At 33.7% G+C, this 15,091-nt stretch carries 16 protein-coding genes; 12 read left to right on the top strand and 4 right to left on the bottom strand.

Going from position 1 to position 15,091, the window contains the following annotated elements:
• Nucleotide 1 precedes the first annotated feature (1 nt).
• Entirely contained in the window at nt 2–868 is an 867-nt protein-coding gene (gene rsmA, locus RH915_RS06840) for a 16S rRNA (adenine(1518)-N(6)/adenine(1519)-N(6))-dimethyltransferase RsmA (RefSeq protein WP_310478832.1), read from the top strand.
• Nucleotides 869–930: 62 nt separating this feature from the next.
• On the top strand, nt 931–2,184 hold the full coding sequence (locus tag RH915_RS06835) for a hypothetical protein (protein WP_310478831.1): 1,254 nt from the start codon (nt 931–933) through the stop codon (nt 2,182–2,184).
• 32 nt (nt 2,185–2,216) lie between these two features.
• On the opposite strand, the gene RH915_RS06830 is transcribed toward RH915_RS06835, so the two are convergent.
• The 3 genes from RH915_RS06830 to RH915_RS06820 are packed head-to-tail and all read right to left on the bottom strand — an operon-like array spanning nt 2,217 to nt 3,202.
• On the bottom strand, nt 2,217–2,390 hold the full coding sequence (locus tag RH915_RS06830) for a hypothetical protein (RefSeq protein ID WP_310478829.1): 174 nt from the start codon (nt 2,388–2,390) through the stop codon (nt 2,217–2,219).
• Between the two features lie 39 nt (nt 2,391–2,429).
• Nucleotides 2,430–2,876, bottom strand: a complete 447-nt coding sequence (locus tag RH915_RS06825; RefSeq protein ID WP_310478828.1) for a hypothetical protein — start codon at nt 2,874–2,876, stop codon at nt 2,430–2,432.
• On the bottom strand, nt 2,873–3,202 hold the full coding sequence (locus tag RH915_RS06820) for a YtrH family sporulation protein (RefSeq protein WP_310478826.1): 330 nt from the start codon (nt 3,200–3,202) through the stop codon (nt 2,873–2,875). The genes RH915_RS06825 and RH915_RS06820 overlap by 4 nt, the downstream gene beginning before the upstream one ends.
• Nucleotides 3,203–3,348: 146 nt before the next feature.
• On the opposite strand from RH915_RS06820, the gene RH915_RS06815 reads away from it, so the two are divergent.
• From RH915_RS06815 to RH915_RS06800, 4 genes are all read left to right on the top strand, one after another.
• Nucleotides 3,349–3,705, top strand: coding sequence for a hypothetical protein (locus RH915_RS06815; RefSeq protein ID WP_310478824.1), 357 nt, complete (start codon nt 3,349–3,351; stop codon nt 3,703–3,705).
• 457 nt (nt 3,706–4,162) lie between these two features.
• On the top strand, nt 4,163–5,710 hold the full coding sequence (locus RH915_RS06810; RefSeq protein ID WP_310478821.1) for an AbgT family transporter: 1,548 nt from the start codon (nt 4,163–4,165) through the stop codon (nt 5,708–5,710).
• Between the two features lie 110 nt (nt 5,711–5,820).
• Nucleotides 5,821–6,939 carry a M20/M25/M40 family metallo-hydrolase gene (locus RH915_RS06805; protein WP_310478819.1) on the top strand — a complete coding sequence of 373 codons (1,119 nt, stop codon included), beginning with the start codon at nt 5,821–5,823 and terminating at the stop codon, nt 6,937–6,939.
• Nucleotides 6,940–7,148: 209 nt separating this feature from the next.
• Nucleotides 7,149–8,618, top strand: a complete 1,470-nt coding sequence (locus tag RH915_RS06800) for an aminotransferase class I/II-fold pyridoxal phosphate-dependent enzyme (protein WP_310478817.1) — start codon at nt 7,149–7,151, stop codon at nt 8,616–8,618.
• A gap of 56 nt (nt 8,619–8,674) precedes the next feature.
• Here the strand turns inward: RH915_RS06800 and murC are convergent, their stop codons facing one another.
• Nucleotides 8,675–10,063: a UDP-N-acetylmuramate--L-alanine ligase gene (gene murC / locus RH915_RS06795; RefSeq protein ID WP_331618333.1), complete on the bottom strand. Its 1,389-nt coding sequence runs from the start codon at nt 10,061–10,063 to the stop codon at nt 8,675–8,677.
• 254 nt (nt 10,064–10,317) lie between these two features.
• On the opposite strand from murC, the gene purR reads away from it, so the two are divergent.
• The 6 genes from purR (at nt 10,318) to RH915_RS06765 (ending at nt 15,074) form a co-directional block, all read left to right on the top strand.
• Complete coding sequence (purR, locus tag RH915_RS06790) at nt 10,318–11,169, top strand: pur operon repressor (protein ID WP_310478813.1); 852 nt, start codon at nt 10,318–10,320, stop codon at nt 11,167–11,169.
• A 109-nt stretch (nt 11,170–11,278) separates the two neighbouring features.
• Complete coding sequence (gene spoVG / locus RH915_RS06785; protein WP_310478812.1) at nt 11,279–11,575, top strand: septation regulator SpoVG; 297 nt, start codon at nt 11,279–11,281, stop codon at nt 11,573–11,575.
• Between the two features lie 169 nt (nt 11,576–11,744).
• On the top strand, nt 11,745–13,115 hold the full coding sequence (gene glmU / locus RH915_RS06780; RefSeq protein WP_310478811.1) for a bifunctional UDP-N-acetylglucosamine diphosphorylase/glucosamine-1-phosphate N-acetyltransferase GlmU: 1,371 nt from the start codon (nt 11,745–11,747) through the stop codon (nt 13,113–13,115).
• Nucleotides 13,116–13,119: 4 nt separating this feature from the next.
• The gene (locus RH915_RS06775) at nt 13,120–14,067 is read left to right on the top strand and encodes a ribose-phosphate diphosphokinase (RefSeq protein ID WP_310478809.1); all 948 of its coding nucleotides are present in this window, start codon (nt 13,120–13,122) and stop codon (nt 14,065–14,067) included.
• Between the two features lie 20 nt (nt 14,068–14,087).
• A complete protein-coding gene (gene pth / locus RH915_RS06770) occupies nt 14,088–14,645 on the top strand; it encodes an aminoacyl-tRNA hydrolase (protein WP_310478807.1) in 558 nt (185 codons plus the stop codon).
• A gap of 42 nt (nt 14,646–14,687) precedes the next feature.
• Nucleotides 14,688–15,074 carry a hypothetical protein gene (locus tag RH915_RS06765; RefSeq protein ID WP_310478806.1) on the top strand — a complete coding sequence of 129 codons (387 nt, stop codon included), beginning with the start codon at nt 14,688–14,690 and terminating at the stop codon, nt 15,072–15,074.
• Nucleotides 15,075–15,091 lie beyond the last annotated feature (17 nt).

The raw sequence follows: 15,091 nt of genomic DNA, 5'->3' as shown, positions 1-15,091 counted from the left end.
TATGGAACGTATTTCAACAATTCAAAGAACAAAAGAAATTGTATCTGAGTATCAGTTTAAGTTTTCCAAAAGTTTGGGACAAAATTTTTTAATTGATGGAAATGTTTTAAATAATATTATTGAAGGTGCACAGATATCAGAAACTGACGCCGTGATCGAAATAGGACCTGGAATAGGGAGTTTAACTCAATATTTGGCTGAAAGGGCAAAAAAAGTTGTAGCAGTAGAAATAGACAAAACATTATTACCTATTTTAGAAAAAACCCTGTCAGGTTGTAATAATGTAAAGGTGGTTAATGATGACATATTAAAGGTAGATGTTCATAAATTGATTGATACCCATTTTCCAAATGAAAGACCAAAGGTAGTGGCGAATTTGCCCTATTATGTAACTACGCCAATAATAATGAAGTTTCTAGAAGAAAAAGCGCCGGTGTCTTCTTTAGTTGTTATGATCCAAAAAGAAGTCGCAGAAAGAATGCAAGCAGCGCCTGGGACAAAAAATTACGGTGCGTTATCTATAGCTGTCCAGTATTATTGTGATGTAAAAATATTATTTAAAGTACCCCCATCTGTATTTATACCTCAACCTAAAGTAGAGTCAACGGTTATTAAGTTAGATGTAAAAGAAGCCCCTCGAGTACAAGTGAAAGATGAATCTTTATTCTTTTCAATTGTAAGAGATGCTTTTGGAAAGAGAAGAAAGACCTTGTTAAATGCATTAAGTACAGGGGCACTAAAATTAGACAAGCAAATGATAAGAGAAACATTAAATATACTACATATTAATGAAAATATACGAGGAGAAGCACTAAATATAGAACAGTTTGCGAAAATCACAAATTGTATTGTAGAAAAAACAAAATAATCGTAAATTATTTATACCTCCTATCATATATTAAGTATAAAGGCATAAAAAGGGGGTAAATTATGAAACGATTGTATAGACGTTATTTTGTTTTACTTGACACGGAAAGCGAAAATTATAATTTGTCGGCTAATGATAAAGCGAAAGGTTATGCAAAAATAGAGGTGAAAAATGATAGAGCATCTATAGGATTGCATTGTCAAAACTTAAAAAAACTAGACAATAAAAACGAACGGTATCGTATATATTTATTAAAAACGAATGGAGAAAAGAAACCAGTTAAAGTTGACTTAGGGCCTATGGAAGTAGATTCCAGTGGCAAGGCAGAAGGGGCATATGAATTTTACCCTGAAAATGTAAGAGGCACTAAAATACCTATTGAGGATTTTGATGTAATAATAGTATTGATTGAAAGATCTGATGAAAATAATAGCATTGTGGCACCTTTAGTTGGATATGTACATAAAGATAAAGTTGATTGGCGTAAAGCCTTTTCTAGTAAAAACAACCAAGAGAAAAATAATGCGATCATTAAAAAAGACCTCAATATTGATAAAAAAGTTTCTGACCAAAATAGAAAGTTGGATGTTGGTTCAAAGGTATCGGATAAAAAAAATGAAAGTAGTAATTTAAACAATAAAGAAAAAGAATCTAATATTACCATACCATTAAAGTTAGAAGATAAAAAAACAACCAAGAAAGAAGCGCATAAAAATGAAATAGTAAAGGAAAAACCACAAGTAGAAGATAAAGAATTCAAGCAGATTCCAAGTGAAGAATTTAAGGTGCTTAGAGAAGAAAAAGTGAAGCCTCTAGAAAGAGAGCAGAAAGCACAAAATGACCCAACAGAGAATCATATTCAGCATTATATTGAATCAACTTTAAAATTGTATCCTTGTGTTAATCCTTTTGAAAAAAACTTTGAAGGGTATGAATGGTGGCAAATATTTAATAATCAACAAACCATTTATAGAGCATATATGCCTTTTATAGCCTATCTTGAAATAATGAATAATCCTTATCAATATCAGAGTCCGTATTTCTATCCTTCTGATTATTATAGGTTAATTTACCTATATCAACATTATTTATTTGGAATTTGTTACAGCGAGGAGAGAAGTGCTAAATATTTTGTGTATGCAATACCTGGAAGATGTATTAAAGCGGAACAGCCATATGGTGGAACAACTGGATTTGTATATTGGCATCCATGCATAGAGGGAGAAGAAGGGAAAAATGGATTAGGTTATTGGTTAGCACATATTGATCCGAAAACAGGACTAGTGGTATATCCATTTGAAGCTACAAGCATATAGCAAATATTAAAGCGAGGGCAATTGCCCCCGCTTTAATATTTTGTAGATAATAAAGAATATTCATTTAATGCTTGTTGAAAAACTGGAAAACTGTATGTTGGTTGACTTTTACTTCGAGTTGCCAAAAATATAGCAATTAGCAGAATAGCTACAATAGCAACTATAGCAATAGTGAGGTGACGCCTTTTAAAAACCCAAATACGCATATAATCACTCCCAAAAGAATGTATTAGTACAAATATATTTTATTCCGTGGCTTTTATACCAATAGTAACGGTTTCTGTGATAATAATATATTTTACAGTTAAGTTTATTTGTTTTTCTTCAATTTCAAGTAAACGATTGTTAAATATTTTATAAATCATTTCCCCATCTATCGAAATAATTTCTCTTCCGACTAAGTCAGATATATAAAATTTAGCTGCTGATTCAATATCTTCAATAAATAAGGGATTACCATCATATTCAACAATAATTTCAAGGTTTTTTACGACAAAGCTTTTGTTATTATCAATACTTTGATTTAACTTTTCAAGTTGAATTTCTTTGTCTAGTAGTTGGTTTGTTAAGTTATTTTGCACTCTATATAACCTATCAATCGTGTGCATTTGAAATAAATTCATGGCACAAAGCCCTAAGAAAAAACCTAACAGTAGTATGTTAAATAAAACAAACAACCGTTTTTTACTCATACACGCCCACTACTTTCAAGATAAAATATAAGCTTATATGCTAGTTGTGCACCAGATAGCGCACTTACAATATAAATAACCTGCTTAAATAGTCCTCGTAACTCACCGTTAAAAATACTTATTTCAAGTATTTTAATTGAAGAAAAAGTGCCGCCTAAAGCAACAATAACAGCCCATATTTTTATTTTATCACATAGATCTAACATCGTCTTTAGTGGGGGATGACCATTTAGGGTAGCGGCTACACCCCCAAAAATACAGCCGCCTAGCATTACACCTAAAGAAATAAAAAAGTTATATAGTATATTTTGGAAGAAGGTTGTCAATTTTAATCCCCCTTAAAAGAGTAGCTGTTATTAAGCAGTACATTCTTATTAAATATATGATTAATTAAGGAGATAATGAGTGAATTGTTTGTAACAATTTATTAGTACTATCATAATATGTACCAAAAAGAAGGGGGGAGAAATAAATGCATCATTACCCGTACTATCCATACAGCCCGTATTATGGTTTGCCACGACACTATATGGATATTTATGATGACAGAAGTGGATTACTTGATATGTACCCAGAAATTTATAGGAGGATTTATCCAAGTGTACAGGAGGTTTGTAGACATTATGACGTTTATACAGACCCAAGAATGCATCCAAGGGTGGATCCTGCTGTTGTAGAAGAAATGGCAGACAGGGTTTATGAAATGGAAATGTCTAGACCATATGAGCAGCAAATAGGAGGAAGAGGGATTTTTAGAGACTTAATTAGTATTCTAATTATTAGAGAGCTGTTAGGCAGAAGGAGACGTCGTTATAGACCTTATTACTAAGGAAAAGATTAAAAGAAGCTGGGTTAAAGTTTATGGCTCAGCTTCTTTTCTTTAGAAAAAGAAAAGGCCTTAATTATGTATAAGAATAAAGGTGTAATAAAAACAAAAAAGTAGTAATATATATTTATAAAACATATGTTGTGGAAGTGTGTCTCTAGTGTGAACAAAAAAATATAAGTAAAGATAGAAAAAAATATATACCAATTATTTGAAGTATTTAGAAATGAATAGAAATTACACAGTAATCACTAAAAATTTAAAAGACCGAGTAGTATTGAAATTATAAGGCATTGAAGCATTCAAGTTATACATAATTAATAAAATTTAGAATTATTTAATAAATTCTAAATTTTTTCTATTTATTAAAATCATTTGACAAGTCTAGTCAAGCAGTATATACTTAATTCTACAGCACATGGACAATGTATAATTTTAAATAAAAGTTAGGGGGAGAAAAATGAGTACTAAAGTAGAAAGTCAAAAGAAACGTGGCTTATTTAGTAAGTTTCTTGACGTTATAGAATTCGTCGGAAACAAATTACCACATCCAGTAACACTGTTTGTTCTTTTAAGTTTAATCGTTATTATTATTTCTGATATTGCAGCAAGAGCTGGCGTGGTAGTGGAATTTGAAAGACTTGTTAGTGGAGAATTGCAAGCAGAAACTGTAGAGGCAGTGAGTTTATTAACTAAAGATGGTATTAGAAGAATTTTCTCAGAAGCGGTAGGTAACTTTACAGGGTTCCCTCCTCTAGGAACTGTATTAGTTGCTATGCTAGGGGTTGGGGTTGCTGAAGGTACAGGATTAATTCAAGCAGCTTTAAGAAAACTTGTTCTTGTAACACCAGCTAGATTAATTACATTAGTTGTTATTTTCGCAGGTATCATGTCAAACGTTGCATCTGATGCAGGATACGTTGTACTTGTACCACTTGGGGCATTAATTTTCTTAAGTTTTGGAAGACATCCTCTTGCAGGACTTGCAGCAGCATTCGCTGGGGTGTCTGGTGGTTTCAGTGCCAACTTAGCTATAGGTACATTAGATCCGTTACTAGGTGGAATCAGTCAATCTGCAGCACAAATGTATACACCAGGATACATCGTTGATCCAACTGCAAACTGGTACTTTATGATTGTTTCAACCTTTGTTATCATGGCTGTAGGAACATTCGTTACAGAAAAAATTGTTGAGCCTCGTCTAGGTGAATTTAAAGGCGATGCAGAAGTAAATATAGATCAAATTACAAAAGAAGAATCAAAAGGATTAGTATGGGCATTAATTGCATTATTAGGATTTACAGCAGTTATTTTAGCACTAGTTGTGCCACAAAACGGTATCTTAAGAAATGATGCAGGTGAAATTCTTGGATCTACACCATTTATGGGTGGTCTAGTACCAATTATTGCATTAGGATTCTTAATCCCAGGTATTGCCTATGGTATTGCAGCAAAAACAGTAAAAAATGATAAAGACGTTGCAGGATTTATGGGTAAAGCAATGGCTTCTATGGGTGGATATTTAGCACTAGCCTTTGTTATGGCACAATTCGTTGAGTACTTTAACTGGACGAATTTAGGTACAATATTAGCGGTTCAAGGTGCAGATTTCTTAGAGGCAACAGGTTTAGTAGGATTACCGATGTTAATTGGATTCATCATTGTATCCGGATTCATTAACTTATTTATCGGTAGTGCTTCTGCAAAATGGGCTATCATGGCACCGATCTTTGTACCAATGCTAATGAGATTAGGTTATTCACCAGAGTTTACACAATTAGCATACAGAATTGGTGATTCAACAACAAACATTATTACACCACTAATGTCATACTTTGCAGTTATTGTTGCATTTGCTCAAAAATATGATAAGAAGACTGGTATCGGAACACTTATATCAACAATGCTTCCTTACTCAATATTCTTCTTAGTTGCATGGGCATTACTATTTATTGTGTGGTTCATAATTGGGTTACCAATTGGACCAGGAGTTTATGTAACATTATAAGATCCAATAAAATGAAAACAGGTGCCTTTTTATTGGCACCTGTTTTTTTAATATTAAATAGGGCATAATATAAAATAAAGATAAAGTACATATATTTTGGAGGTTAAAGAATGGTTAATCAAGAGAGAATTGTAAAAGAATTTGTGGAACTCGTTCAGATTGATGGTTTATCAGGCAAAGAAGGGAAAATATCGAAAGTTTTACAGGAAAAATTAAAGGATTTGGGATTAGAAGTTACCATAGATGATGCAGGAGAAAAGGTAGGTGGTGAGACAGGTAATATAATTGCTAGACTAAAGGGGAATAAGTCAGGAGAGAAAATTCTTTTTAGTTGTCATATGGATACCGTTAAGCCTGGAGAGGGAATAAAACCAGTTATAAAAGAAGATACGATTTATAGCGATGGTACTACAGTATTAGGAGCAGACAATAGGGCTGGTATTGCATCGGTACTTGAGGCCATAAGGTTACTAAAGGAAAATAAAATAGATCATACAGATATTGAAGTTATATTTAGTATTTGGGAAGAAGGCGGCTTATTTGGCGCAAAGAACTTAGATATAGACAAAATTGAAGCTAAATATGGATTTGTAATTGACAGCACTGGTTCTCCCGGGGAAATTATAACTACGGGACCAGCACAAGACAAAATCAATGTAAAAATTAAAGGGGAACCAGCTCATGCGGGATTAAATCCTGAAAAGGGAGTCAGTGCAATTATGATTGCAGCAAAAGCCATTGAAAATATGAATCTTTTAAGAATAGATGAAGAAACAACTGCTAATGTAGGCGTAATTAAAGGAGGAGAAGCAACAAATGTTGTTACTCCAGAAGTAATAGTGAATGCAGAGGCAAGGAGTTTAAATGAAGATAAATTAGATACTCAAACGAAGCATATGGTAGATGCCTTTATCGAGGCAGCTAAAGACTTAGGTGGAGAAGTAGAGTTAGATGTAGGTAGAGAATATCCATCTTTTAATATAGAAGAAGATGAAGAGATCGTAACAAAAGTGAAAGAAGCTTTTAAAAATATGAATATTGAAGCTTATACAAAGGCTACCGGTGGTGGAAGTGATACCAATATCCTAAACAGTCATGGTATAAAATCTGTTAATTTAGGAATGGGTGCCCAAAAACCACATACACTAGGAGAGCATATTAAGATAAAGGATCTACGGGATAATGCACAGATGATTGTAGAAATTATTAAAATATTTACTGAAGCATAAGTTTAATAAAAAAAATTCCAAACAATAATCTTGTCTATTTTGACAAGATTATTGTTTTATAATCTTCTACAAGCCCTTTTATAGACAAGATTATATAAAAATATTGATTTTTATAGGAAAATAGTTTTTAATTAATCTACTGTATAAAATAATTAATAACAGCACATAACAAAACAACATATATTTAGATGAGATGGCGGTGAGTAGCAATGGCGATTATGAATCATGACCAAACACCAATTTTTACAGCTTTAAAAGCGTACCGAAAACGAAATGTAGTTCCCTTTGATGTCCCTGGACATAAACACGGATTAGGTCTTCCTGAATTTGTTGAATTTGTAGGGAAAGAAGTAATGGAGATCGATGTAAACGCAATGAAGTGTTTAGATAACATATGCAATCCGATTAGTGTTATTCAAGAGGCTGAGGCACTGGCAGCAGACGCCTTTGGCGCTGATAATGCTTATTTACTAGTAAATGGTACAACATCAGGCGTACAAACCATGATTATGAGTGCTTGTCAACCTGGAGATAAAATTATTCTTCCTAGAAATGCACATAAATCCGCTGTGGCAGGGATTATACTAAGTGGTGCAATACCTATTTATATTCAGCCAGAAATAGATGAAAAATTAGGAATTGCAATGGGGATAACTATTGAAAGCTTAGAAAAAACCATTGGAAGGCATCCTGATGCAAAAGCTGTTTTTATTATTAATCCAACCTATTATGGAGCTACATCAGACTTGAAAGAGATTGTAAAAATCGCGCATAGAAGTGGCATGGCAGTTTTAGTAGACGAAGCCCATGGTGCACATATGGCATTTCATGAGGATTTTCCTATAAGTGCAATGGAAGCTGGTGCCGACATGAGCGCAGTTAGTACCCATAAAACCGGCGGATCGTTGACACAAAGTTCTTTGCTTTTATTACGACAGGGAATTATAGATCCTTTTACTGTTAAAAAGTCTTTAAACTTAACCCAGACCACAAGTGCCTCCTACTTGTTAATGTCAAGTATAGATGTTGCTAGGAAACAGTTGGCAACAGAAGGTGAGCGAATATTTACAAAGGCACTTCACTTAGTAAGAGAAGCAAGAAAAAAAATAAATGAAATAGAAGGGCTATATGCCTTTGGTCAAGAAATTGTAGGAATGCCTGGTGTACATGCTTTTGATGAAACAAAACTAAGTGTGCATGTAGCTAAAATAGGGTTAACAGGTTTTCAAGTATACGACCTTTTAATAGATGAGTACAATATCCAGGTAGAGATTGCAGATTATTATAATATTATGGCAATTATTAGCGTAGGGGATAATGAACAATCTATTGAAGTGCTTGTGGATGCCTTAAAAGACATTGCATTAAAACATAAAAAAGAGCAGAGAATCCAGTTTAAAAGTAGTGTGTTAAAAAATCCCGAGGTAATTGTTTCTCCTAGAGATGCTTATTACAGTAGTAAGAAGAAAGTACGATTAGAAGATGCAGCCGGAGAAGTAAGTGGGGAATCAATTATGGCATATCCACCGGGCATACCAGTTGTGGCTCCAGGTGAGCGTATTACTAAAGAAATAGTGGAGTATATAGCCCTGCTAAAAGAAGAGGAAAGTTTGTTACAAGGAACAGAAGATCCATTTATAGATTATGTTAGAGTTTTAGGGTTTAGTGCTAAATTTTAACGAATAAAAGCACCAGTATTATTTTTAATGCTGGTGCTTTTATGTTAAAAGATAAATTAAGCATTCAATTTTGATTTAAGCATTTCACCTATTTCAAAAACATTGCCAGCACCCATTGTTATAACCATGTCTCCTGGCTGTACATTTTTACTTAAATAGGTTGAGATAGTTTCAAATTCAGGAATGTAGACTACATTTTCATTTGGAACAATGCGGTCAGCAAGGTCTTTACTGCTAACTTCTCCTGTATCCGGTTCCCTTGCAGCATAAATATCCGTAATAATTACATGGTCAGCTAAAGAGAAAGATGTTGAAAAGTCATTTAACAAAGCCTTTGTTCTACTGTAGGTATGGGGCTGAAAAACACACCACAATTTATTGTGGGAATAGTTTTTCGCTGCCTCTAATGTTGCTTTTATTTCAACAGGATGATGGGCATAGTCATCAACAATTTTGATATTATTAACCTCGCCAATAAAGTCAAAACGACGTTGGATCCCGTTAAACTTTTGAATTGGTTCAACTAAAGCATTAGGCTCAATTCCAAGGGTAAATAAAGTGGTAATTGCTGCTAGTGCATTATAAACATTATGCATACCCGGTACGCTTAACTGAAAAGGTCCGTATTGCTTATTTGAATGGACAACATAAAAACTAGGGTGGCCATCTTCATTAAATACAATATCTCTTGCTTGAAAATCCGAGTTGCTGTGAATACTATAAGTGATTAAATTACAGTTTAAGTCTACGGTTACGTCCTTAACGTTGGTGTCGTCCCAGTTTGCGACTAGGAAGCCTTCTGCTGGAATTTGATGAGCAAATTTATTAAAAGCAGATTTAATATGATCTAAGTCTTTAAAATAATCTAAATGGTCCACATCAATATTTAAAATAATACCGATAAACGGAAAGAACTGCAAAAAGCTCTCGACATACTCGCAAGCCTCCGTAATAAAATGTTCTGTATTACCTATTTTTACGTTTCCACCAATTTCTTTTAAGTCACCGCCCACTAAAATAGTAGGATCAAGCTTTGCATATGCCATTAAAAGAGAAATAAATGAAGTAGTAGTGGTTTTACCATGACTCCCTGAAACAGCAATAGATTTATTATACTTTTTCATTAACTGACCAAGCATTTGCGCACGGGTAGTTTGAGGAATCCCCTTTTCCATACCGGCTACTCTTTCTGGGTTATGTTCTTTAATAGCTGCGTTATAGACAATAAGATCCGGACTGTGAACGTGGGATTTTTCATGACCTATAAAAATTTGTGCCCCTTTATCTCTTAATCTTACTGTAGTTTTAGAGTCCGTTAAATCTGATCCAGAAACTTGATAACCGTGATGGAGAAGTATTTCAGCAATGGCACTCATGCTTATACCACCAATGCCAATGAGATGTATATGCTTAATTTTATGTTCCGAAATATCGAAATTAGACAATTGCGTCACTCCTTTAATTTCATTGAGCATTTGCTACTATTGTTTCCAAGTTATACAATTATATGAACAAACAAGTAATATTATAGCATACAAGATATAAAATAGTCTGTAAATTTTAAAGATATAAAGGTAAATAGCCTGGGATATAAATTGTAAATAGGACCAAAATTGTTTTTATTTTTTATTTATGTTAAATAAGCTATAATATAGGTAAATATTTTAAAGGAACAAATAAGATGGGAGGATTAGAAAGAATGAATAAATTAAAAAGAAATGAACGGATCGCAGCAATGGTTAAAATTTTATCCGACTATCCAAATAAATTATTCACATTAAATTACTTTACAGAAAGATTTGATGCAGCTAAATCAACAATTAGTGAAGACATTGTCGTTGTTAAACAATCTATGAATAAATTAGGGCTTGGACAGGTAAAGACCGTAGCTGGGGCTACTGGAGGTGTAAAGTATGTACCACAAACAAGCCAGTACCAAAATAAGAAAGTATTAGATGAAGTATGTGAAAAGTTAATTGAAAAAAATAGAATTCTACCAGGTGGATTTCTGTATATGATGGACGTGCTTTTTTACCCTGCAATTATACAAAAAATCGGAGAAATATTTGCAAGTCAGTTTACGGATAAAAAGTTAGACTATGTTGTTACAGTTGAAACTAGAGGAATTCCCTTAGCCATTATGACTGCTAAAGCCTTAAATTTACCCCTAGTTATTTTAAGAATCAATAGTGAAGTTACAGAAGGTTCTGTAGTAAGCACAAGTTACACATCTGCTACTACTGGGACGATAAGAAGATTATCTTTAGCAAGAAGGGCAATAAAACCAGGTTCAAAAGTTGTAATTATAGATGACTTTATGAGAGGTGGAGGTACTGCTAAAGGAATGATCGATATGATGCAAGAGTTTGAATCAGATGTGGAAGGTATAGGTGTTTTAGTAGCTACCAAAATACCAGAACAAAAGATGGTAGATGATTATATACCACTGCTGATTTTCGATGAAGAAAATGAATGTGATGGAAAAATAAATTTGTACCCCAACAGCCAACTTGTACAAAATGAAAAAAATTCTGAAAACTTAAAAATATAAGAAGGAAAATTTACACAAATGAAGAATAAAGTAATAATAGGGAAAATTTTCATTTTTTTGCCCAAGCCAAAAACATAAAGACTTGCAGCTGGAAGGTGGTGAAAGACAGATGAAAGTAACAGATGTACGGGTTCGTAAAGTAGCAACTGAAGGAAAAATGAAGGCAATTGTATCTGTAACCTTAGATGATGAATTTGTAGTACATGATATAAAAATCATTGAAGGACAAAGTGGTCTCTTTATTGCAATGCCGAGTAGAAAAATGGGTGAAGGAGACTTCAGAGACATTGCTCATCCAATTAAATCTGAAACAAGAAACAAAATTCAAGAGGCAATTTTTAATGCCTATGAAGCAATGAATAACCAATTAGAAGATCAAGTACTAAGTGAAGCAGTGAGTGAATAAAATAAGTACTTAATAAAAGAGGCCTTACATAAGTAGGCTTCTTTTATTTTTTGCAGATAATCAAAACGCCATATAGCCAAAATGTAGTGTGAAAGGGTTTATTAATTTTATAAAATAGTATAAACTAATAAGGACAAAATGTAAAAATAGATCTGAGGACGGTGAGTAAATGAAAATTCAGGGGATTATTTTAGCTGCCGGTGCTGGAACACGAATGAAATCAGACATACCTAAAGTATTACATAAAGTTTGTGGTGAGACAATGCTGGATCATGTTATAAATAGTGCGATAGATGCAGGTGTAAGTGAGTGCATAGCAATAATTGGTCATGGGGCAGATAAAGTGAAGCAAACACTAAACGAAGATGTAAAAATTGCGATGCAGCATGAACAATTGGGAACAGGCCATGCAGTACAGATGGCTTTTGATCAAATAAATGATGAGGGTATCGTGCTACTGTTGTGTGGGGATGGACCTTTAGTAACTGCAAACACTTTAGAAAATATAATAGACTTTCATAAAAAACAAAAAAATGCAGCCACTGTTCTTTCTACAGAGTTACAAAATGCATTTGGATATGGAAGAATTGTTAGAACAAACAATCAAGAACTTGAAGGAATAGTTGAAGAGAAAGATGCAACTAATGAACAAAAAGAAATAAAAGAAGTGAATTCTGGCATTTACTGTTTTGATGCAAAAGCGTTAAAACATACACTGCCTTTGCTACAAAACAACAATGCACAAAAAGAGTATTATCTAACAGATACATTAACCATTCTAAAAAATGAGAATAAAAAAGTAGGCGTTTACAAAATAAATGACTATGAAGATATTATGGCGGTCAATTCAAGAATCCAGTTAGCAGAAGTAGAAAAAATAATGCGAAAACGAATCAATGAGTATCATATGAATAATGGGGTTACAATTATTGATCCAAGCAATACATATATTGAAAAACAAGTACAGATTGGATCAGATACGATTGTCTATCCAAATGTGATACTTAAAGGGGAAACAGTTATAGGCAAAGCCTGTATAATAGGGCATAACTCCAGAATAGAAAATGCTGAAATAGATAATAATGTAGAAGTACAAAATTCAACAATAATTGATAGTAGAGTAGAGTCTGGAACAACCATTGGACCCTATGCGTATCTGCGTCCTAAAGCACATATTGGACAGAATGTAAAGATAGGCGACTTTGTAGAAGTGAAGAACGCTAAAATAGGGAATAATTCTAAAGCTTCTCATCTAGCATATATAGGAGATGCAGAGGTGGGGGAAAATGTAAATATTGGATGTGGCGTTGTTTTTGTGAACTACGATGGCAAAAATAAATATAAAACCATAGTTGAGGACAATGCCTTTATTGGAAGCAATTCAAATCTTGTGGCACCAGTAAGGGTGGAGGCTTCGGGGTACGTAGCTAGTGGATCAACAATTACAAAGGATGTTACGACTGGAAGTTTAGGCATAGAAAGAGGCAAACAAAAAAACATAGACGGTTGGGTTGAGCGAAAAAACAAAGGGAGGAAATAACATAATGAACACAAGTGGTAGCGAAATTAAAATATTTAGCGGAAATGCAAACAAATCCTTAGCGGAGAAAATAGCCAAAGCACTAGATTTACCATTAGGAGATGCTCAGGTAGGTACTTTTAGTGATGGGGAAGTTTATGTAAATATAAATGAAACTGTAAGAGGGACAGATGTTTTTGTTATTCAACCAACAGACCCTCCAGTTAACGAAAACTTAATGGAGCTTCTAATTATGATTGATGCACTAAAAAGGGCTTCTGCAGGAAGAATTACCGCAGTACTTCCTTACTACGGTTATGCAAGACAAGATAGAAAAGCAAAGGCAAGAGATCCGATTACAGCAAAGCTTGTTGCAGATTTATTAACTACAGCAGGAGCGGATAGGATATTAGCAATGGACCTACATGCAGCACAAATACAAGGATACTTTGATATCCCTGTGGACCATCTTTTAGGAGTTCCGATACTAGCAACACATTTTCAAAATAAACAAATAGAAAATATTGTTGTTGTTTCCCCAGACTTAGGAAGTGTAACAAGAGCAAGAAACTTTGCTAACCACTTAGATGCGCCAATAGCAATAATAGATAAAAGACGTCCTAAGGCAAATGTATCAGAGGTAATGAATATTATCGGAGATATAAAAGATAAAAATGTTATTTTAATTGACGATATGATTGATACTGCTGGTACAATTACACAAGCTGCCGATGCACTAATTAACTTTGGCGCAAAGGAAGTTTATGCTTGTTGTACCCATCCAGTTTTATCAGGACCAGCTATTGAAAGAATACAAAATTCATCAATTAAAGAGTTGATAACAACAGATACAATTCAATTACCTGAAAATAAGAAAATTGATAAAATAAATATAGTATCCGTAGATCAGCTATTTGCAGAAGCGATTAGAAGAATTTATCAGAATTCATCTGTTAGTGAGATTTTCGAATAGACAAAAAGAGGTGTAGACATATGTATGTCTTGGTTGGACTAGGAAACCCAGGAAATAAGTACGATGGCACACGCCACAATATTGGTTTTGATACAATAGATATTTTTGCTGCAAACCATAATATAGCTATTACTAAATTAAAACATAAGGCTTTAATAGGAGAAGGAAGAATCTTCGGAGAAAAGGTTCTTCTCGTTAAGCCCCAAACATATATGAACTTGAGTGGTGAAAGTGTACAGGATATTATGAATTACTATAAAGTAGAACCTGAGAAGCTAATGGTTATATATGATGATATTGATTTAAATGTGGGAGCAGTAAGAATTAGGCAAAAGGGAAGTGCCGGAACCCATAACGGAATGAAATCAATTCTGTATAATATACAAACCGATCGGTTTCCAAGAATACGTATCGGCGTAGGTCGGCCACCACATGGCGACCTTGTAAACTTTGTACTCGGGAAGTTTACAAAAGAAGAAGTTCCATTAATGGAGGAAGCGGTTAAGAAATCTTCTGATGCTTTAACGTCTTTTATAAAAGATGGAATTGAGATTGCAATGAATAAATATAACGGATAATATGCAAAATGTAAATAAGATTACATTTTAAGGAGCAAGATCATGATTAGAATTTTGATTGCAGGTATATTTTCCGCTGGATTTTCTTATATATTAAATAAGCTTATGCTAACAAAACTAGGGGATAGGGCATTGATTGTTCTTATCCCCTTTATAGAGGAAATGGCTAAGAGTACAGCAGCTATTGTACTAAAAACTAACTTTATTGGTGTACACTTTGTATTTGGTTGTATAGAGGGCATATACGATTATATTTACTCAAACAAAAAAATTGGTAAGTGGGCTGCCCTGGCAAGTGTGATTAGTCATACATTCTTTGGTAGTGTTACTTTTTTAATTTACACAACCACACAAAGAGCATTGCTAGGTATTTTAGTCGCCTGGATTTTTCACAGCACTTGGAATTGGTATATCACAAATAAAATCTAATTAACTTTTAATGGATG

The sequence above is a fragment of the Serpentinicella sp. ANB-PHB4 genome (assembly GCF_031432315.1).
Taxonomy (GTDB): domain Bacteria; phylum Bacillota; class Clostridia; order Peptostreptococcales; family Natronincolaceae; genus Serpentinicella.
The sequence above is the reverse complement of the archived record's forward strand: the minus strand, read 5'-3'. Positions and strand labels throughout refer to the sequence as shown.

Bases quoted from the DNA above. Each gene is read 5' to 3' on its own strand.
- rsmA (WP_310478832.1), top strand. From the start codon at position 2: ATGGAACGTATTTCAACAATTCAAAGAACAAAAGAAATTGTATCTGAG.
- RH915_RS06835 (WP_310478831.1), top strand. From the start codon at position 931: ATGAAACGATTGTATAGACGTTATTTTGTTTTACTTGACACGGAAAGC.
- RH915_RS06830 (WP_310478829.1), bottom strand. From the start codon at position 2,390: ATGCGTATTTGGGTTTTTAAAAGGCGTCACCTCACTATTGCTATAGTT.
- RH915_RS06825 (WP_310478828.1), bottom strand. From the start codon at position 2,876: ATGAGTAAAAAACGGTTGTTTGTTTTATTTAACATACTACTGTTAGGT.
- RH915_RS06815 (WP_310478824.1), top strand. From the start codon at position 3,349: ATGCATCATTACCCGTACTATCCATACAGCCCGTATTATGGTTTGCCA.
- RH915_RS06810 (WP_310478821.1), top strand. From the start codon at position 4,163: ATGAGTACTAAAGTAGAAAGTCAAAAGAAACGTGGCTTATTTAGTAAG.
- RH915_RS06805 (WP_310478819.1), top strand. From the start codon at position 5,821: ATGGTTAATCAAGAGAGAATTGTAAAAGAATTTGTGGAACTCGTTCAG.
- RH915_RS06800 (WP_310478817.1), top strand. From the start codon at position 7,149: ATGGCGATTATGAATCATGACCAAACACCAATTTTTACAGCTTTAAAA.
- purR (WP_310478813.1), top strand. From the start codon at position 10,318: ATGAATAAATTAAAAAGAAATGAACGGATCGCAGCAATGGTTAAAATT.
- spoVG (WP_310478812.1), top strand. From the start codon at position 11,279: ATGAAAGTAACAGATGTACGGGTTCGTAAAGTAGCAACTGAAGGAAAA.
- glmU (WP_310478811.1), top strand. From the start codon at position 11,745: ATGAAAATTCAGGGGATTATTTTAGCTGCCGGTGCTGGAACACGAATG.
- RH915_RS06775 (WP_310478809.1), top strand. From the start codon at position 13,120: ATGAACACAAGTGGTAGCGAAATTAAAATATTTAGCGGAAATGCAAAC.
- pth (WP_310478807.1), top strand. From the start codon at position 14,088: ATGTATGTCTTGGTTGGACTAGGAAACCCAGGAAATAAGTACGATGGC.
- RH915_RS06765 (WP_310478806.1), top strand. From the start codon at position 14,688: ATGATTAGAATTTTGATTGCAGGTATATTTTCCGCTGGATTTTCTTAT.